Below are 17,362 nucleotides of genomic sequence, written 5' to 3'. Positions count from 1 at the left end.
GCATAATCGCCCCCAATTCAAACAACAAGGACGAGGCCCCGTGAGTTCAGTGAACAAATCGATTTTGCTGGTCGACGACGACCAGGAGATTCGCGAACTGCTGGACACTTACCTCAGTCGCGCGGGTTTCCAGGTGCGTACCACCCCCGATGGCGCCGGGTTTCGCCAGGCCCTCAACGAGGCCCCGAGCGACCTGGTGATCCTCGACGTGATGCTGCCCGACGAGGACGGCTTCAGCCTTTGCCGCTGGGTTCGCCAGCATCCGCGCCAGGCCCATGTGCCGATCATCATGCTCACCGCCAGTTCCGACGAGGCCGATCGGGTCATCGGCCTGGAGCTGGGTGCGGATGATTACCTGGGCAAGCCGTTCAGTCCTCGCGAATTGCAGGCGCGCATCAAGGCCTTGCTGCGACGGGCGCAGTTCGGCCAGGAGCGATCCGGCGGCGAAGTGCTGGCCTTCGATGAGTGGCGGCTGGACATGGTCAGCCACCGGCTGTTCCATGCCGATGGCGAAGAGGTGATCCTGTCGGGTGCCGATTTTGCCTTGCTCAAGCTGTTCCTCGATCATCCACAGGAAATCCTCGACCGCGACACCATCGGCAACGCCACCCGGGGGCGTGAATTGATGCCACTGGACCGGATTGTCGACATGGCGGTGAGTCGCTTGCGCCAGCGCCTGCGCGATACCGACAAGCCGCCCCGATTGATCCGCACGGTGCGCGGCAGCGGTTATCAGCTGGCGGCCAGTGTGGTTGCCAGCAATGGTCATTGAGGGAATCCGCAAGATTGCCCGACGGGTGCCCGTGCCGCGCTCGTTGCTCGGGCGGATGCTGCTGCTGACGCTGCTGGTGGTGCTGTTCGCCCAGACGCTGTCGAGCCTGATCTGGGTTTCGCAACTGCGCGCCACGCAGCTCGAAGGCCTGGTCACCAGCGCCCGCAGCCTGGCTCACTCGATGACCGCCACCGTGACCTACTTGCGTTCGCTGCCGGTGGCCTATCGGCCGTTGGTGCTGGACCAGTTGCGCAGCATGGGCGGCACGCGGTTTGTCGTTACGCTCAATGACAAGCCGCTGGGCATGGATGTGCTGCCGGTCACGCCGCGCAAACTGGCGGTGCTCAAGGCCGTGGACGATGTGCTGCGCCGCTCCCTGGGCAATAACGCCGACATCTCCGTCAAGTTTGTCAGCCCCGAAGACCTGCGGATCTTCAACGGCGGGCTCAAGCTTGATGAGCTACCCCGTTCGTGGGCTCACTACGCCCTGACGCTCGAGCCGGTGAACCCGCCGGTACTGGTCACGCAGATCCAGATGGCGCCGGGCGAATGGCTGTACATCGCCTCGCTGCTGCCCGAACCCTATACCAGTCTCGAAGAGCAGGACCTGCCCAAGCAGCAGGTGGGCTTCATCGTGCTCACCAGTAGCCTGTTGCTGTTGTTCATCGGCTTGCTGGTGCATTGGCAGAGCCGGCCGCTCAAGCGCTTGGCCCGTGCCGCGCGGGACATGTCCCTGGGCGCTGAAGTGGAGCCCGTGGCCGAGGGCGGCGGCAGCGAAGTGGTGGAGGTGGGGCGTGCGTTCAATGCCATGCGCGAGCGTATCAGCCGCTACCTGACCGAGCGCAGCCAGTTGTTCAGCGCGATTTCCCATGACCTGCGCACGCCGATCACCCGCCTGCGGCTGCGGGTCGAGTTGCTCGAGGATGAAAATCTGCAGGCCAAGTTCGGCCGCGACCTCGACGAGCTGGAGCTGCTGGTCAAGGGCGCGCTGCAATGCGTCAAGGACACCGATATTCACGAGAACATCGAGCCGGTCGACCTCAATCATGTGCTCGATTGCCTGGTGGAGCCTTACCTGGCGCCCCACGGCAACGGCCGGGTGACCCAGGATGGCCGGGCGTTGGCACCGTACCCCGGCAAACCGCTGGCCCTCAAGCGCTGCATCGGCAACCTGATCGACAACGCCTTGAAATACGGGCAGAGGGCCCACTTGCACATCGACGATGATGAAAACGCCTTCATCCTGCACGTTGACGATGAAGGCCCGGGCGTACCGGAACAACGCCTCGAACAGGTCTTCGAACCGCACTTTCGCCTGGCCGGGCAGCAGCAGGGATATGGCCTGGGGCTGGGCATCGCGCGTAACATTGCCCACAGCCATGGCGGCGAGGTGAGCCTGCAGAACCTGCGCGAGGGCGGGTTGCGGGTGACGTTGCAGTTGCCTCGCAGTGTGGATTGATTAGACCGCGTTATCGTTCATCGCGAGCAAGCTCGCTCCCACAGGGGATTTGTGAACGCCGAAGATCCAATGTGGGGGCGAGCTTGCTCGCGATGGCGTCAGTCGTCTCGATACTTCTCTCAGCTGAATGTCACAATGCGGTGACATAACTCGCCCCTTTCGTTACCTGCCACCCATCCCGCCTTGTTTAGACTCCTTGCGTCAAAACAACAAAAAAGGTACCTCGATGGACACCTTCCAACCGGCGTTCAGCAGTTGGCTGAATGCGCCTGCCCATCAGCAGTGGCTCGCCGCCGAAGGTTTGCGGCTGCTGGCGTTCGCCAAGGCTTCGAAGCTGCCGGACGGTTTCGGCAACCTGGACGAGCTGGGTCGCCTGCCGGCCGGTGCGCGGGCCGAGACCATGAACACCGCACGCATGACCCACAGCTTCGCCATGGCCCACATCCAGGGCCTGCCGGGGTTCGCCGAGCTGGTGGATCATGGCGTCCAGGCCCTCGGCGGCTCGCTGCGCGATGCCGAACATGGCGGCTGGTTCGCCATGGCCGATCCCGATGCCAGCGACACCGGCAAGGCGGCTTACCTGCATGCTTTTGTGGCCCTGGCCGCCAGCTCCGCGGTAGTCGCCCAACGCCCCGGCGCCGAGGCATTGCTCAAGGAAGCGGTGCGGGTCATCGACGAGCATTTCTGGTGTGAAGAAGAGGGCGCCCTGCGCGAGTCCTTCAGCCGCGACTGGAGCGAGGAGGAAGCCTATCGCGGCGCCAACAGCAACATGCACGCCACCGAAGCCTTCCTGGCCCTGGCCGACGCCACGGACGACCCGCGCTGGTTGGCCCGCGCGCTGCGTATCGTCGAGCGGGTCATCCATGGTCATGCGGCCGCCAACGACTACATGGTGGTGGAGCATTTTGACCGCGACTGGCGACCGCTGCGCGAGTACAACCAGGACAATCCCGCCGATGGCTTCCGCCCCTACGGCACCACGCCCGGTCATGGTTTCGAATGGGCGCGGCTGCTGCTGCATCTGGAAGCCGCGCGCGTGCAGATCGGCATGCTGACCCCGGGCTGGCTGGCCCAGGATGCGCAGAAACTTTTCGATCAGAATTGCCGCCATGGCTGGGACATCGATGGCGCGCCCGGCATCGTCTACACGCTGGACTGGGACAATCGCGCCGTGGTTCGCCATCGCCTGCACTGGGTGCACGCCGAAGCGGCAGCGGCGGCCAGTGCCTTGCTCAAACGTACCGACGAGGCGCAATACGAAGTCTGGTACCGGCGTTTCTGGGAGTTTTGTGACAAACATTTAATCGACCGCTGCAACGGCAGCTGGCATCACGAGCTGGACCCGCAGAACCGCCCCAGCGCCGACATCTGGCCGGGCAAACCGGACCTTTATCACGCCTGGCAAGCGGTGCTGATACCACGCTTGCCATTGGCGCCGAGCATGGCGTCGGCCTTGGCGCGATTATCCGATCCTGCACCTGTGTAACCATGTCGTGACATACACGCGTCCCTTCGTTACCTGCGAAGGGATTGCCCCTGATTAGAATCCATGCAGCGCAAGCACCAGACTTGCATGCATAACAACAAGAAAGGTACTTCTAGATGAATGCGATTTCTCGCCTCGCTACTGTCATTTCTCTTGCTTCCTTGCTTCCCGTCGCAGCATTCCCCGTCAGCGCCCTGGCCGCCGAATCGAAAGGTTCCGTGGAAGTCGTCCACTGGTGGACGTCGGGTGGTGAAAAAGCCGCGGTCGATGTGCTCAAGGCCCAGGTAGAAAAAGACGGCTTTACCTGGAAGGACGGCGCTGTCGCCGGCGGCGGCGGTTCCACCGCCATGACCGTGCTCAAGAGCCGTGCCGTGGCCGGCAACCCACCGGGCGTCGCCCAGATCAAAGGTCCGGACATCCAGGAATGGGCGTCCACCGGCCTGCTTGATACCGACATCCTGGAAGACGTTGCCAAAGCGGAGAAGTGGGACAGCCTGCTCGACAAGAAAGTCTCCGACACCGTGAAGTACGAAGGTGACTACGTCGCCGTGCCGGTGAACATCCACCGCGTCAACTGGCTGTGGATCAACCCGGAAGTCTTCAAGAAAGCCGGCATCACCAAGAACCCGACCACCCTCGAAGAATTCTACGCTGCCGGTGACAAGCTCAAGGCCGCGGGCTTCATTCCCCTGGCCCACGGCGGCCAGCCATGGCAGGACAGCACCGTGTTCGAAGCGGTGGTGCTCTCGGTCATGGGCGCTGATGGCTACAAGAAAGCCCTGGTCGACCTGGACAACAAGGCGCTGACCGGTCCGGAAATGGTCAAGGCGCTGACCGAGCTGAAAAAGGTCGCGACCTACATGGACGCCGACGGCAAGGGCCAGGACTGGAACCTGGAAGCGGCCAAGGTCATCAACGGCAAGGCCGGCATGCAGATCATGGGTGACTGGGCCAAGAGCGAGTGGACCGCGGCCAAGAAGGTCGCCGGCAAGGACTATGAGTGCGTAGCCTTCCCGGGCACCGACAAGGCGTTCACCTACAACATCGACTCTTTGGCGGTGTTCAAGCAGAAAGACAAGGGCACGGCGGCGGGTCAGCAGGATATCGCCAAGGTCGTGCTGGGCGAGAACTTCCAGAAAGTCTTCAGCATCAACAAAGGCTCGATCCCGGTGCGTAACGACATGCTGGGCGACATGGCCAAGTACGGTTTCGACTCGTGCGCCCAGACCGCCGCCAAGGACTTCCTGGCAGATGCCAAGAGCGGCGGCCTGCAACCAAGCATGGCGCACAACATGGCGACCACGCTGGCGGTGCAGGGCGCGTTCTTCGATGTCGTGACCAACTACATCAACGACCCGAAAGCCGACCCGGCCGATGCTGCCAAGAAATTGGGCGCAGCGGTTCAGTCTGCGAAGTAATTAGCGCCGCGGTCCCTTGTGGGAGCGAGCTTGCTCGCGATAGCGGAGTGTCAGGCAGCAAATGAGTGAACTGACACACTGCCATCGCGAGCAAGCTCGCTCCCACAAAGGGAGGCCCTTGTAACCTAGTTTTTGGATCTTCCCATGAGTTCTGTTGCTGTGTTCAGCAAGGCCTCGCCGTTCGATGCATTGCAGCGCTGGCTACCAAAACTGGTGCTGGCGCCGAGCATGTTCATCGTCCTGGTGGGCTTCTATGGCTACATCTTGTGGACGTTCGTCCTGTCGTTCACCACGTCGACCTTCCTGCCTACTTATAAATGGGCCGGCCTGGCGCAATACGCACGGCTTTGGGACAACGACCGCTGGTGGGTGGCGAGCAAGAACCTGGCAGTCTTTGGTGGCATGTTCATTGGTATCACCCTGGTGATCGGCGTGCTGCTGGCGGTGTTCCTCGACCAGCGTATTCGCCGCGAAGGGTTCATCCGCACCATTTACCTGTACCCGATGGCGCTCTCGATGATCGTCACCGGTACCGCCTGGAAATGGCTGCTCAACCCGGGCATGGGCCTGGATAAATTGTTGCGCGACTGGGGTTGGGAAGGCTTCCGCCTGGACTGGCTGATCGACCCCGATCGCGTGGTGTACTGCCTGGTGATCGCTGCCGTATGGCAGGCCTCGGGTTTCATCATGGCGATGTTCCTGGCCGGCCTGCGGGGCGTTGATCAATCGATCATCCGTGCCGCGCAGATCGATGGCGCGAGCATGCCGCGCATCTACTGGAAAGTGGTGCTGCCAAGCCTGCGTCCAGTGTTCTTCAGTGCCGTGATGATCCTGGCGCATATCGCGATCAAGAGTTTCGACCTGGTGGCGGCGATGACCGCTGGTGGTCCGGGGTATTCCTCCGACCTGCCTGCCATGTTCATGTATTCCTTCACGTTCAGTCGCGGCCAGATGGGCATGGGCTCGGCCAGTGCAATCCTGATGCTCGGTGCGATCCTCGCGATCATCGTGCCTTACCTGTATTCCGAGCTGAGGGCCAAGCGTCATGACTAGTCTCGCTGCGAAACCTTCCATCAGCCTGAGCCGCATCGCGATCTACGCAGTGTTGATTCTTGCGGTACTGCTTTACCTGGTGCCGTTGGTGGTCATGCTGTTGACCAGCTTCAAGACGCCGGAAGACATCAGCACCGGTAACTTGCTGAGCTGGCCGACCGTGGTCAGCGGCATCGGCTGGGTCAAGGCCTGGGCCACGGTCAACGGGTACTTCTGGAACTCGATCAAGATCACCGTGCCGGCCGTACTGATTTCCACCGCCATCGGCGCGTTGAACGGTTATGTGCTGTCGATGTGGCGCTTCCGTGGCTCGCAGTTGTTCTTCGGCCTGTTGCTGTTCGGTTGCTTCCTGCCGTTCCAGACCGTGCTGCTGCCGGCCTCGTTCACCCTCGGCAAGATGGGCCTGGCCAGCACCACCACCGGCCTGGTGTTTGTCCATGTCGTCTACGGCCTGGCGTTCACTACGCTGTTCTTCCGCAATTACTACGTGAGCATCCCCGACGCGCTGGTGAAGGCCGCGCGCCTCGACGGTGCCGGGTTCTTCACGATCTTCCGCCGCATCATCCTGCCGATGTCGACGCCGATCATCATGGTCTGCCTGATCTGGCAGTTCACCCAGATATGGAACGACTTCCTGTTCGGCGTGGTGTTCTCCAGCGGTGACTCCCAGCCCATCACGGTGGCGCTGAACAACCTGGTCAATACCAGCACCGGGGCCAAGGAATATAACGTGGACATGGCGGCGGCGATGATCGCCGGGCTGCCGACCCTGCTGGTCTATGTGATCGCAGGCAAGTATTTCGTGCGCGGCCTCACGGCTGGCGCGGTCAAGGGGTAATCATGGCTACGCTTGAACTTCGCAATGTAAACAAGACCTACGGCGCGGGCCTGCCCGACACCTTGAAAGACATCCAGCTGTCGATCAAGGAAGGTGAATTCCTGATCCTGGTCGGTCCTTCGGGCTGCGGCAAATCGACCCTGATGAACTGCATCGCCGGCCTCGAGACCATCACCGGTGGCGCGATCATGATCGGCGACCAGGACGTCAGCGGCATGAGTCCCAAGGATCGCGACATCGCCATGGTGTTCCAGTCCTATGCGCTGTACCCGACCATGAGCGTGCGCGAGAACATCGAGTTCGGCCTGAAGATTCGCAAGATGAAACAGGCGGACATCAACGAAGAAGTGGCGCGAGTGGCCAAGCTGTTGCAGATCGAGCACTTGCTCAACCGCAAGCCCGGGCAGCTCTCCGGCGGGCAGCAGCAGCGCGTCGCGATGGGCCGGGCCCTGGCGCGGCGGCCGAAGATCTACCTGTTCGACGAGCCGCTGTCCAACCTCGACGCCAAGCTGCGGGTCGAGATGCGCACCGAAATGAAACTGATGCACCAGCGCCTGAAGACCACCACGGTCTACGTGACCCACGACCAGATCGAAGCCATGACCCTGGGCGACAAAGTGGCGGTGATGAAGGACGGGATCATCCAGCAGTTCGGTACGCCGAAGGACATCTACAACAACCCGGCCAACCTGTTCGTGGCGAGTTTCATCGGTTCGCCGCCGATGAACTTCATCCCGCTGCGCCTGCAACGCAAGGACGGTCGCCTGCTGGCCTTGCTCGACAGCGGCCAGGCCCGTTGCGAGTTGCCGCTGGGCATGCAGGACGCCGGTTTGGAGGATCGCGAAGTGATCCTTGGCCTGCGCCCGGAACAGATCGTGCTGGCGGGCAACGAGCCGAACGGCCTGCCGACCATCCGCGCCGAAGTCCAGGTCACCGAGCCTACCGGTCCGGACACCCTGGTGTTCGTCAATCTCAACGACACCAAGGTCTGCTGCCGACTGGCACCGGACGTGGCGCCGTCGCCGGGAGAGACCCTGACGCTGCAATTCGATCCATCTAAAGTGCTGCTGTTCGATGCCAAATCCGGCGAGCGCCTGGGCGTGGCCGCGCAACCGTCGATGGAAGCCCGAGCCGACAACGTGGCGCAGTTCAAAGGCCGCTGATGAACAAATGTGGGGGCAGCAAGCCTGCTTCCACACAAAAGGAGTATGCGATGGGTGGGGACATTCATCGCAATCGTTGTAAACCGCGTTAGATAAAAACAGTTAATAACAATAAAGACGAGGATGTAGGGATGAAGAAGAAGAACAATGCCCAGCTTATCTGCCAGTTGTCAGCCGTTGCGGCGATGATGCTGGCCGGTAGCGCACACGCAGCCGACGCGTTCAGCGCCGACTCGAAGTGGATGACGGGCGACTGGGGCGGTGAACGGACCAAGCTGATCGAGCAAGGTATCGATATCAAGGCGGATTTCGTCGGTGAGATGGGTGCCAACCTCGACGGCGGCTACAACGATGACAAGACCGCGCGCTGGTCCCAGCAGTTTGGCCTGGGCGTAGCTCTTGACCTGGAGAAACTGGCAGGCTGGAACGATACGGAAGCCAAGATTCAATTCACTCGCCGGGACGGTCGCAACATCTCCAACGACCGTATCGGTGATCCACGTGCCGGCACCCTCAGTTCCTCCCAGGAAGTCTGGGGCCGTGGGCAGACTACCCGTCTGACCCAGTTGTGGATCAAGCAGAAGTACTTCGACAGCAAGCTGGATGTCAAAGCCGGTTACTTCGGTGAAGGCGAAGACTTCAACACCTTCCCGTGCGAGTTCCAGAACCTGGCGTTCTGCGGTTCGCAAGCGGGTAACTGGGCAACCGGCATCTGGTACAACTGGCCGATCATGCAGGCGGCAATCCGGGTTAAATACAACCTCACGCCTGAGCTCTATGCGCAAATCGGTGCCTACAACCAGAACCCTTCGCAACTGGAAAACAACAACCGCTACAAGCTCAGCGGCAGCGGCACCAAGGGCACTCTGATTCCGGTCGAGTTGGTCTGGTCGCCGAAGCTCAATAACCTGCCGGGCGAATACCGCGTCGGTTACTACAAGAGCACGGCCAAGGCTGACGATGTGCGTGAAGACATCAACGGCGATGACGCCGCGACCACTGGCAACGCCTATCGTAGCCACAGCAGCAAACATGGCTACTGGCTCGTCGTGCAGCAGCAGCTCACCACTCACAATGGCGATGCTTCCCGCGGCCTGAACATCGCGGCCAACGCTACCGTCCACGACAAGGACACCAACGTCGTCGACAACTACCAGTCGCTGATGTTTGTGTACAAGGGGCCGTTCGATGCGCGTCCGAAGGACGACGTTGGTATCGGTTTCGCCCGTATCCATGTCAACGAGGACGTCAAGAAAAACGCCGAGCTGACCAACGCCGCCAATGGCGTCAGCGACTACGACGATCCACTGTTCGCGCCGTTGCGTAGCACTGAGTACAACTACGAAATCAACTACGGCTTCCATGTCACCAACTGGCTGACCGTGCGTCCGAACCTGCAATACGTGACTCACCCGGGTGGTGTCGATGAAGTCGACAACGCGCTGGTGGCCGGCCTGAAAATTCAGTCGGTGTTCTAACGCTGTTGCGATAAGCTCCTCTCTATGTGCGCATATTTGCGGACGGCCAAGGCTGTCCGCTTTTTTTTGCAAGGTGGCTGGCATTGAACTTGTGGCGAGGGAGCTTGCTCCCGCTGGGTCGCGAAGCGACCCCTGAGCCATTCAACTCGGTGCTTCAGTCAGACCGAATTTGCTTCGTTTACGACTGCTTCGCAGCCGAGCGGGAGCAAGCTCCCTCGCCACAAAGGCAGATGAGCGACTCAATGATTTCCAGGACCGCGACCCATGCATGAGCATCCGCTACAACGCTTTTTCAGATCCTTGCGCGAGCGTCCGGTGTTTGCGTGGGAGCGCTATCAGCAGCGCGATGTGTTGGTGATCGACCACCCGTTGTGCCAGGCGGTGTTCAGTCGCCAGGGCGCGCAGCTGCTGCACTTCCAGCCGCGCGGGCAGAAGCCGTGGTTGTGGTGTGCAGCCAGGTGGCCACAAGTCGGGGCGATTCGCGGCGGGGTACCGGTGTGTTGGCCATGGTATGGCCGTCATCCGAGTGAAAACGCCTGGCCCTCCCATGGTTGGGCGCGGCTGATCGATTGGAAATTGCTCGACAGCAGCAGCGACGAAGAGGGCGTTCACCTGCATTGGCAATTGCAGTTGTGTGACTGGCAGGTGGACCTGCATGCCGACCTGGGTGAGCGCATGGAGCTGCGCTTGAGCACCGAGCATCAGGACAGCCTGCCCTGCCAGTTGAGCCAGGCCTTGCACGCCTATTGGCGCATTGGTGACGTTGGCGAGGTAGCGCTGTCTGGCCTCGACGGCGCCCAGGGTTACGATCAGTTGAACCGGGCGGTTTGCCAGCAGGAAGGCGAGTTGCGGGTGGAGGGTGGCTGCCAGCGAGTGTTCCAGCATGAGGGCGAATTGCAGCTAAAGGATCACGCCTGGCAACGCGAGCTGCGCATCGACACCGGCGACAGCGCCGATACGGTGGTGTGGCATCCCGGCGCACGGCCACTGTTGGGTGTGAGCTGGGATGAAGTGAGTGAGTTCGTCTGCGTCGAAGCGGCCAGCGGCGGTACCGGGAGCCTGTGCCTGGCGCCGGGTGAGCGGGCGCATTTGAGTTTGCAGGCGCGGGTGGGGGCTTAGGTCAGGATCGCTGGTGTGGCGGCTGGCCTCATCGCGAGCAAGCTCGCTCCCACAGGTTTTGTGAACGCCAAAGAACCCCTGTGGGAGCGAGCTTGCTCGCGATGACGGCCTGTCATGCAATAAAGCACTCAAGCCAGGTCAGTTGAACTCATCCCCAACCGGATACCGGCTGGCATTCAGGCTTTCCTTGATCTTGCGCAAATGCGGTTGGAAATCCACGCCCCGGCGCAGGGTCATGCCGGTGGCGAGCACATCGAGCACGGTGAGCTGGATGATCCGCGACGTCATCGGCATGTAGATGTCGGTGTCTTCCGGCAAAGGGATGTTCAGGCTCAAGGTGCTCGCCTTGGCCAGCGGCGAGCCCTCGGCGGTCAGGCCGAGCACCGATGCGCCGTTTTCCCGGGCGATGCGCGCCACTTCCACCAGTTCGCGGGTACGCCCGGTGTAGGAAATGATCACGAACAGCTCGCCGGTATGGGCCACCGAGGCGATCATGCGCTGCATCAGCACATCGGCATGGGCGGTCACCGCCAGGTTGAAGCGGAAAAACTTGTGCTGGGCATCCAGCGCCACGGGGGCCGAGGCGCCGAGGCCGAAGAAGTGGATCTGGCGGGCCTGGATCAGCAGATCCACGGCGCGACTGATCAAATTTGGATCAAGGGCCTGGCAGGCGCTGTCCAATGAAGCGATGGCACTGCCGAAGATTTTGCGGGTATAGGCTTCCGGATTGTCATCGGCCTCGACCGCACGACTGACATAGGCCGCGCCGCTGGCCAGGCTCTGGGCCAGTTGCAGCTTGAGTTCCGGATAGCCGCTAACGCCGAACGAGCGGCAGAAGCGGTTGACGGTCGGTTCGCTGACCGAAGCGGCCTGGGCGAGGGCGGCGATGCTGAAGCGGGTCGCCTGCTGCGGATTGAGCAGGATCACCTCGGCCACCTTGCGTTCGGCCTTGTTCAGGTCTTCCAGGCGACTCTGGATCTGCTCCAGTAGATTTCGCACGCGGTCCATACAAGATTCCTAGAGAAACGGGTCTTTGATACGACCCTTGGCGGTGGCCTATCCTACTGATGGCTCCGACGGACCACCACTCGGAATCGGTATTTTCGAAAAATGTTGTAGTTATTACTACATTTTTCCTTGAGTGATACCTTGAAAAAAGGTATTTGTAGTTTAACTTGATAAAAGAACAAACATCATGCATTCGATTACGGTTGAACCGTGCACCTTTGCCTTGTTCGGCGCGTTGGGCGACCTGGCGTTGCGCAAGCTGTTTCCTGCCCTTTATCAGCTCGACGGTGCCGGCCTGTTGCATGAGGACACGCGAATCTTCGCGCTGGCCCGCGAACCTGGCAGCGAACAGCAACACCTGACGTTCATCGCGACCGAGCTGCGTCGCTATGTGGGCGAAAAAGACCTCGACGAAACCGTGATCGAGCGCTTCCTGGCGCGGCTGACGTATCTGCATGTGGATTTTCTCAAGGCTGACGATTACGTCGCGCTTGCCGAGCAGGTCGGCCAGGCCCAGCAGCAAGTCATCGCCTATTTCGCCACGCCGGCGGCGGTCTACGGCGCGATCTGCGAGAACCTGGCGAAAGTCGGCTTGAGCGAGAACACCCGCGTCGTATTGGAAAAACCCATCGGCTCGGACCTGGAATCGTCGCGCAAGGTCAACGACGCCGTGGCGCAGTTCTTCCCGGAGAACCGCACTTACCGTATCGACCATTACCTGGGCAAGGAAACGGTCCAGAACCTGATCGCGTTGCGTTTCGCCAACAGCCTGTTCGAAACCCAGTGGAACCAGAATTACATCTCCCACGTGGAAATCACCGTGGCCGAGAAGGTCGGCATCGAAGGCCGCTGGGGCTATTTCGACAAGGCCGGCCAACTGCGCGACATGATCCAGAACCACTTGCTCCAGTTGCTGTGCCTGATCGCCATGGACCCGCCGGCCGACCTGTCGGCCGACAGCATCCGTGACGAGAAGGTCAAGGTGCTCAAGGCCCTCGCACCGATCAGCCCGGAAGGCTTGACCACACAAGTGGTGCGCGGCCAGTACATCGCCGGCCACAGTGAAGGCAAGGCCGTCCCCGGCTACCTGGAAGAACCCAATTCCAATACCCAGAGCGACACCGAGACGTTCGTCGCCCTGCGCGCCGACATTCGCAACTGGCGCTGGGCCGGTGTTCCGTTTTACCTGCGTACCGGCAAGCGCATGCCGCAGAAGCTGTCGCAGATCGTGATTCACTTCAAGGAACCGTCCCACTACATCTTCGCCCCCGAGCAGCGTCTGCAGATCAGCAACAAACTGATCATCCGCCTGCAACCGGACGAAGGCATTTCCTTGCGGGTGATGACCAAGGAGCAAGGCCTGGACAAGGGCATGCAATTGCGCAGCGGTCCGCTGCAACTGAACTTCTCCGACACCTATCGCAGCGCGCGGATTCCCGATGCCTACGAGCGGTTGTTGCTGGAGGTCATGAATGGCAATCAGAACCTGTTTGTCCGTAAAGATGAAATCGAAGCCGCGTGGACGTGGTGCGACCAGCTGATTGCCGGCTGGAAGAAGTCCGGTGATGCGCCCAAGCCGTATGCCGCCGGGTCATGGGGGCCGATGAGCTCCATCGCACTGATCACGCGGGATGGGAGGTCATGGTATGGCGATATCTGAATTGAAACTGCCCGAGGGCGTCACGGCCCTTGAGTTCAAGAGCCCGGTGCTGCTGGCGGAAAACCTCGCGCTGAACGTGGCGCAGCAGTTGCGCGCGGCAATCGACACTCGTGGTGCGGCGACTTTGGTGGTGTCTGGCGGTCGCAGCCCGGTGGCATTTTTCCAGAACCTGTCCAAGCAGACGCTGGACTGGTCAAAGGTGGTGGTGAGCCTGGCCGATGAGCGCTGGGTGCCGGTAGAACACGCCGACAGCAATGCCGGTCTGCTCAAGCGTTACCTGCTTCAGGGCGCGGCGGCCAAGGCGCAGTTCCTGAGCCTGTACAGCGCCAGTGCCAACCTGGAGGCTGCGGCCGAACAGGCGGATCGTCTGTTGGCCGAGCTGCCGCCGATTGATGTGCTGGTACTGGGCATGGGGGACGACGGGCATACCGCCTCGCTGTTTCCCGACAGCCCGAACCTGGCCGAGGCCCTGGATGAAAAGGGCGCTCGCCGTTGCTGGCCTATGCTCGCGCCAACCGTCCCGCACCAGCGCCTGACCATGAGCCGCGCGTTGCTGGCTTCGGCCAGGCACAAGGTGCTGTCGATTTCCGGTCAATCGAAGTTGACCACCCTGAACGCCGCGACGGCCGGTGACAACGTCGCCGAAATGCCAATCCGCGCGTTTTTGCAACCTACGTTAGAGATTTACTGGTGCCCATGAACCAAGGATCAGCCGCTATGACAAACCCATCCCCGACCGTTTCCATGGCGGACAAAGTAACGCTGATCGACAGCCTCTGCGCCAAGGCGCGGATCTTGCCGGTGATCACCATTGCCCGTGAGCAGGACATCCTGCCGCTGGCCGATGCCCTGGCCGCCGGTGGCCTGACGGCGCTGGAAGTGACCTTGCGCTCGCAATACGGCCTCAAGGCCATCCAGGTGCTGCGCGAGCAGCGTCCGGAACTGGTGACCGGCGCCGGCACGGTGCTCGATCGCCATATGCTGGCCGCCGCCGAGGCCGCCGGTTCGCAATTCATCGTGACGCCGGGTATTACTCGCGACTTGCTGGAGGCTAGCGTCCAGAGCCCGATTCCGTTGTTGCCGGGAATCAGCAATGCCTCGGGCATCATGGAAGGCTACGGGTTGGGTTATCGCCGCTTCAAGTTGTTCCCGGCGGAAGTCAGCGGTGGCGTGGCTGCCATCAAGGCCCTGGGTGGCCCCTTCGGCGAAGTGAAATTCTGCCCGACTGGCGGCGTCAGTCCGGCCAATATCAAGAGCTACATGGCGTTGAAAAACGTGATGTGCGTGGGCGGCAGCTGGATGCTGGATCCGGAGTGGATCAAGAACGGCGACTGGGCCCGCATCCAGGAATGCACCGCCGAGGCCCTGGCGCTGCTGGACTGATTGTCTTACCGAACTTCGTTGGGTGTTCTACGGCTTTACGGTGCGCTTGGTCGGCGCACCGTTTTTTTTGCCTATTGTTTCACTGCGCATCCCCGTGGCGAGGGAGCTTGCTCCCGCTGGGCTGTGGAACAGCCCCAATCAGCACGAACGAGATTGGCCTGACTCACCGAGGTGATAGTTCAAGGGGCTGCTGCGCAGCCCAGCGGGAGCAAGCTCCCTCGCCACGGGTTATGTGTTGCTCAGGTGGATAAGCGCCTCGGTCAACCGCTCGATATCCCGTGCCAAGGTAATCAACCCAGGCGTGATGCGGATGCACGGGCCGACGCTGGTCTTGCGCACCACGGTAAAAATCCCATGTTCTTTCAGCAGCCGATCGGCCATGACTTGCTGATCGGGCTGGGCGGTGAAGCGCATCGAGGTGATGCCGCAATAGAGCCGCCGGTCGTCCGGAGTCATGACTTCGATGCCGGGCACATCCCGCACCGCGTTCACCCACAGGTCCCGCAAGTAGCAGAGTCGGGCACCTTTGGCCGACGCGCCGCCCAGGGTGCGGTGTTCTTCAAAGACCAATGGCAGCGTCAGCAGGGCAGGGATGTTGGGCGTGCTGTGGGGTGTGCGTGAGCGCACATCGGTGGCGGGGTAATTGGCTTCGTCCATGTCCGGATCGATGTCGGCCAACCGCTCTGGAGCGATATAGAGAAAGCCCAGGGCCAGCGGGCCGCCAATCCACTTCTGCAAGTTGAAACCGGCAAACTGGATACCCAGCTTCTTCAGATTGAACTCGATCTGACCCAGGGCGTGCGCGCCGTCGAGAATGATGTCGACATCGAACTCCCGCGCCGCCTCGGCAATCGCCTTGACCGGCATGACGAGGCCGGTCAGGTGGTTGACGTAAGTCAGCGCCATCAGCTTCAGGCGCGGGTAGCGAATGAAGGTTTCCCGATAGGTGCCCACCAGGCTTTCGAAACTGGCGGGATGCGGGTGCACCAGTTCGATGATCTGCGCCCCTCGCTGGCGAGCCAGCCAGCGCATCGCGCTCTTGACTGACTCGTACTCGACGTCGCTTATCAGCACCTGGTCGCCAGGCTTGAGGCCGTTGTAATTGCGAATCAGCGTCTGCAGGGCGTCCACCGCGCTGGTGGCCAGCGCCACGGTAGAGGAGGGGACGTGAATCAGTTGCGCTACCTGCCGGCGGATGGCCTCGCTGTGCTCCCGGTCGAAATGCTGACGCACGTACACCGAGTTGCTGCGATTGACGAATTCGATGTTGCGCTGGTACTCCTCGACCACGGTACGCGACATCCGCCCGAAGTAGCCGTTTTCCAGGTTGAGCGGGCCCTCGGGCTCGACGTCGTAGCGGTCGACGAAGGTCTGCCAGAAAGCTTCATCATGGGCGCGCAGGGTGTTTTCGGGCATGGGCGGATTCAGTCGGTCAATGGCGTGGTTTGGGCAGGCCGTGTTTGGCGCGCAGCGGATCCAGCAGGTCCGACAGACCGTTGTGGTCGATCTCCTGCATCAGCGCCAGCAAAGCGCCCAATTCTCCGTGGGGAAAACCCTCCCGGGCAAACCAGTTAAGGTACTGGCCCGGCAGGTCGGCGAGGATTCGGCCCTTGTATTTGCCGAAGGGCATCTGGCGCGTCACCAGCAGTTCAAGCTTTTGCGGATTCATGGCGATTTGTCTTGATAGGAACCCTCGGCAAAATACAGGCATTCTGCATGCAGGCCAAATGACAGATCATGCAAATAACGCGGATACAGATTTTTGGGTATTTTGTAAATTATTGAATTTAAAGTATTTTTATTGTTGTTTTTGGCTGGCACGGCCAATGCAATATTCCTTGCAGGTTTTTATTCACCAAGCAAAGGAACTGAAAAATGACTGACATCAATAAAGAATCCATCTCTGTCTTGAACGACCTGATCGAGACCAGCAAGGATGGCCAGGAAGGATTCAAGACCTGCGCTGAAGACATCAAGCATCCAGAACTCAAGGCCCTGTTCGTTAAACGCGCGGCCGATTGCGCAACTGCCGCGGCCGAGCTGCAAGCCGCTGTGCGTTCGTTGGGCGGCGATCCGGAAACCTCCACCAGCGTCGCTGGCGACCTGCACCGTCGTTGGGTAGACGTAAAATCGATGTTTACCGGCAAGGACGAAGAAGCGGTCCTCAACGAAGCCGAACGCGGCGAAGACCATGCACTCAAGGCTTACAAGGAAGCCATTGAGAAGATCAACAAGCACAACCTGGTAGGTATTCGTGACCTGGTTGAGCGTCAGTACCACGGCGTGCAACGCAACCACGACCAGGTCAAGGCGCTGCGTAACCAGGCGCGTGCCAGCTGACACATGCCTGTGACGCAAAAAAACGCCAGCTTGCTGGCGTTTTTTTATGGGCTCGAAACCGCAAGAGTGTTTGTCAGATCCGTCAATAATCTGCTCTGGACTCGAATAGGTAGCTAGCTAATAATTGCGCTGCCCCTCGCGCGATCTATCGTTACTACGTTCGTGACTACGTTCATTACCTCGGC

General features: G+C 60.9%; 16 protein-coding genes. 13 read left to right on the top strand and 3 right to left on the bottom strand.

Going from position 1 to position 17,362, the window contains the following annotated elements; genetic code table 11:
- Positions 1 to 40: 40 nt before the first annotated feature.
- The 9 genes from J3P94_RS21490 (at position 41) to J3P94_RS21450 (ending at position 10,786) form a co-directional block, all read left to right on the top strand.
- Positions 41 to 772 (top strand): response regulator, encoded by a 732-nt coding sequence (locus J3P94_RS21490; RefSeq protein ID WP_042730801.1) that lies wholly within the window; start codon positions 41 to 43, stop codon positions 770 to 772.
- A complete protein-coding gene (locus tag J3P94_RS21485) occupies positions 762 to 2,231 on the top strand; it encodes an ATP-binding protein (RefSeq protein WP_305496330.1) in 1,470 nt (489 codons plus the stop codon). Before J3P94_RS21490 ends, J3P94_RS21485 begins: the two co-directional genes overlap by 11 nt.
- A gap of 226 nt (positions 2,232 to 2,457) precedes the next feature.
- Entirely contained in the window at positions 2,458 to 3,717 is a 1,260-nt protein-coding gene (locus J3P94_RS21480) for an AGE family epimerase/isomerase (protein ID WP_434569581.1), read from the top strand.
- 116 nt (positions 3,718 to 3,833) lie between these two features.
- Entirely contained in the window at positions 3,834 to 5,135 is a 1,302-nt protein-coding gene (locus tag J3P94_RS21475; RefSeq protein ID WP_434569580.1) for an ABC transporter substrate-binding protein, read from the top strand.
- Between the two features lie 144 nt (positions 5,136 to 5,279).
- Positions 5,280 to 6,188, top strand: a complete 909-nt coding sequence (locus J3P94_RS21470; protein ID WP_030139360.1) for a carbohydrate ABC transporter permease — start codon at positions 5,280 to 5,282, stop codon at positions 6,186 to 6,188.
- Positions 6,181 to 7,026, top strand: coding sequence for a carbohydrate ABC transporter permease (locus J3P94_RS21465; protein ID WP_030139359.1), 846 nt, complete (start codon positions 6,181 to 6,183; stop codon positions 7,024 to 7,026). The genes J3P94_RS21470 and J3P94_RS21465 overlap by 8 nt, the downstream gene beginning before the upstream one ends.
- A gap of 2 nt (positions 7,027 to 7,028) precedes the next feature.
- Positions 7,029 to 8,189: an ABC transporter ATP-binding protein gene (locus tag J3P94_RS21460; RefSeq protein ID WP_434569579.1), complete on the top strand. Its 1,161-nt coding sequence runs from the start codon at positions 7,029 to 7,031 to the stop codon at positions 8,187 to 8,189.
- Positions 8,190 to 8,320: 131 nt separating this feature from the next.
- Positions 8,321 to 9,667: a carbohydrate porin gene (locus tag J3P94_RS21455; protein WP_434569578.1), complete on the top strand. Its 1,347-nt coding sequence runs from the start codon at positions 8,321 to 8,323 to the stop codon at positions 9,665 to 9,667.
- A 264-nt stretch (positions 9,668 to 9,931) separates the two neighbouring features.
- Positions 9,932 to 10,786 carry a D-hexose-6-phosphate mutarotase gene (locus tag J3P94_RS21450; RefSeq protein ID WP_434569577.1) on the top strand — a complete coding sequence of 285 codons (855 nt, stop codon included), beginning with the start codon at positions 9,932 to 9,934 and terminating at the stop codon, positions 10,784 to 10,786.
- A gap of 138 nt (positions 10,787 to 10,924) precedes the next feature.
- On the opposite strand, the gene J3P94_RS21445 is transcribed toward J3P94_RS21450, so the two are convergent.
- Complete coding sequence (locus tag J3P94_RS21445; protein WP_171061416.1) at positions 10,925 to 11,785, bottom strand: MurR/RpiR family transcriptional regulator; 861 nt, start codon at positions 11,783 to 11,785, stop codon at positions 10,925 to 10,927.
- A gap of 196 nt (positions 11,786 to 11,981) precedes the next feature.
- On the opposite strand from J3P94_RS21445, the gene zwf reads away from it, so the two are divergent.
- From zwf to J3P94_RS21430, 3 genes are read left to right on the top strand one after another with little or no spacing between them, the layout of a single operon-like run.
- Positions 11,982 to 13,454 (top strand): glucose-6-phosphate dehydrogenase, encoded by a 1,473-nt coding sequence (gene zwf / locus J3P94_RS21440; protein WP_305496323.1) that lies wholly within the window; start codon positions 11,982 to 11,984, stop codon positions 13,452 to 13,454.
- Positions 13,441 to 14,154: a 6-phosphogluconolactonase gene (pgl, locus tag J3P94_RS21435; RefSeq protein ID WP_434569576.1), complete on the top strand. Its 714-nt coding sequence runs from the start codon at positions 13,441 to 13,443 to the stop codon at positions 14,152 to 14,154. The genes zwf and pgl overlap by 14 nt, the downstream gene beginning before the upstream one ends.
- A 17-nt stretch (positions 14,155 to 14,171) precedes the next feature.
- Entirely contained in the window at positions 14,172 to 14,837 is a 666-nt protein-coding gene (locus J3P94_RS21430) for a bifunctional 4-hydroxy-2-oxoglutarate aldolase/2-dehydro-3-deoxy-phosphogluconate aldolase (protein ID WP_283556083.1), read from the top strand.
- A gap of 228 nt (positions 14,838 to 15,065) precedes the next feature.
- Here the strand turns inward: J3P94_RS21430 and J3P94_RS21425 are convergent, their stop codons facing one another.
- Both J3P94_RS21425 and J3P94_RS21420 read right to left on the bottom strand, forming a co-directional pair.
- Entirely contained in the window at positions 15,066 to 16,253 is a 1,188-nt protein-coding gene (locus J3P94_RS21425; protein ID WP_434569575.1) for an aminotransferase class V-fold PLP-dependent enzyme, read from the bottom strand.
- 16 nt (positions 16,254 to 16,269) lie between these two features.
- Positions 16,270 to 16,506, bottom strand: coding sequence for a DUF3820 family protein (locus tag J3P94_RS21420; RefSeq protein WP_305496320.1), 237 nt, complete (start codon positions 16,504 to 16,506; stop codon positions 16,270 to 16,272).
- A 206-nt stretch (positions 16,507 to 16,712) separates the two neighbouring features.
- Between J3P94_RS21420 and J3P94_RS21415 the strand changes: the two genes are divergently transcribed.
- Positions 16,713 to 17,177 (top strand): PA2169 family four-helix-bundle protein, encoded by a 465-nt coding sequence (locus J3P94_RS21415; protein WP_186709209.1) that lies wholly within the window; start codon positions 16,713 to 16,715, stop codon positions 17,175 to 17,177.
- The last annotated feature ends 185 nt before the right edge of the window (positions 17,178 to 17,362 follow it).

The sequence above is a fragment of the Pseudomonas sp. Z3-8 genome (assembly GCF_051131975.1).
Taxonomy (GTDB): Bacteria; Pseudomonadota; Gammaproteobacteria; order Pseudomonadales; family Pseudomonadaceae; genus Aquipseudomonas.
Note: the sequence above shows the minus strand (reverse complement) of the source record. Positions and strands in the feature narration are given on the sequence as shown.

Bases quoted from the DNA above. Each gene is read 5' to 3' on its own strand.
- J3P94_RS21485 (WP_305496330.1), top strand. From the start codon at position 762: ATGGTCATTGAGGGAATCCGCAAGATTGCCCGACGGGTGCCCGTGCCG.
- J3P94_RS21480 (WP_434569581.1), top strand. From the start codon at position 2,458: ATGGACACCTTCCAACCGGCGTTCAGCAGTTGGCTGAATGCGCCTGCC.
- J3P94_RS21475 (WP_434569580.1), top strand. From the start codon at position 3,834: ATGAATGCGATTTCTCGCCTCGCTACTGTCATTTCTCTTGCTTCCTTG.
- J3P94_RS21470 (WP_030139360.1), top strand. From the start codon at position 5,280: ATGAGTTCTGTTGCTGTGTTCAGCAAGGCCTCGCCGTTCGATGCATTG.
- J3P94_RS21465 (WP_030139359.1), top strand. From the start codon at position 6,181: ATGACTAGTCTCGCTGCGAAACCTTCCATCAGCCTGAGCCGCATCGCG.
- J3P94_RS21460 (WP_434569579.1), top strand. From the start codon at position 7,029: ATGGCTACGCTTGAACTTCGCAATGTAAACAAGACCTACGGCGCGGGC.
- J3P94_RS21455 (WP_434569578.1), top strand. From the start codon at position 8,321: ATGAAGAAGAAGAACAATGCCCAGCTTATCTGCCAGTTGTCAGCCGTT.
- J3P94_RS21450 (WP_434569577.1), top strand. From the start codon at position 9,932: ATGCATGAGCATCCGCTACAACGCTTTTTCAGATCCTTGCGCGAGCGT.
- zwf (WP_305496323.1), top strand. From the start codon at position 11,982: ATGCATTCGATTACGGTTGAACCGTGCACCTTTGCCTTGTTCGGCGCG.
- pgl (WP_434569576.1), top strand. From the start codon at position 13,441: ATGGCGATATCTGAATTGAAACTGCCCGAGGGCGTCACGGCCCTTGAG.
- J3P94_RS21430 (WP_283556083.1), top strand. From the start codon at position 14,172: ATGACAAACCCATCCCCGACCGTTTCCATGGCGGACAAAGTAACGCTG.
- J3P94_RS21425 (WP_434569575.1), bottom strand. From the start codon at position 16,253: ATGCCCGAAAACACCCTGCGCGCCCATGATGAAGCTTTCTGGCAGACC.
- J3P94_RS21420 (WP_305496320.1), bottom strand. From the start codon at position 16,506: ATGAATCCGCAAAAGCTTGAACTGCTGGTGACGCGCCAGATGCCCTTC.
- J3P94_RS21415 (WP_186709209.1), top strand. From the start codon at position 16,713: ATGACTGACATCAATAAAGAATCCATCTCTGTCTTGAACGACCTGATC.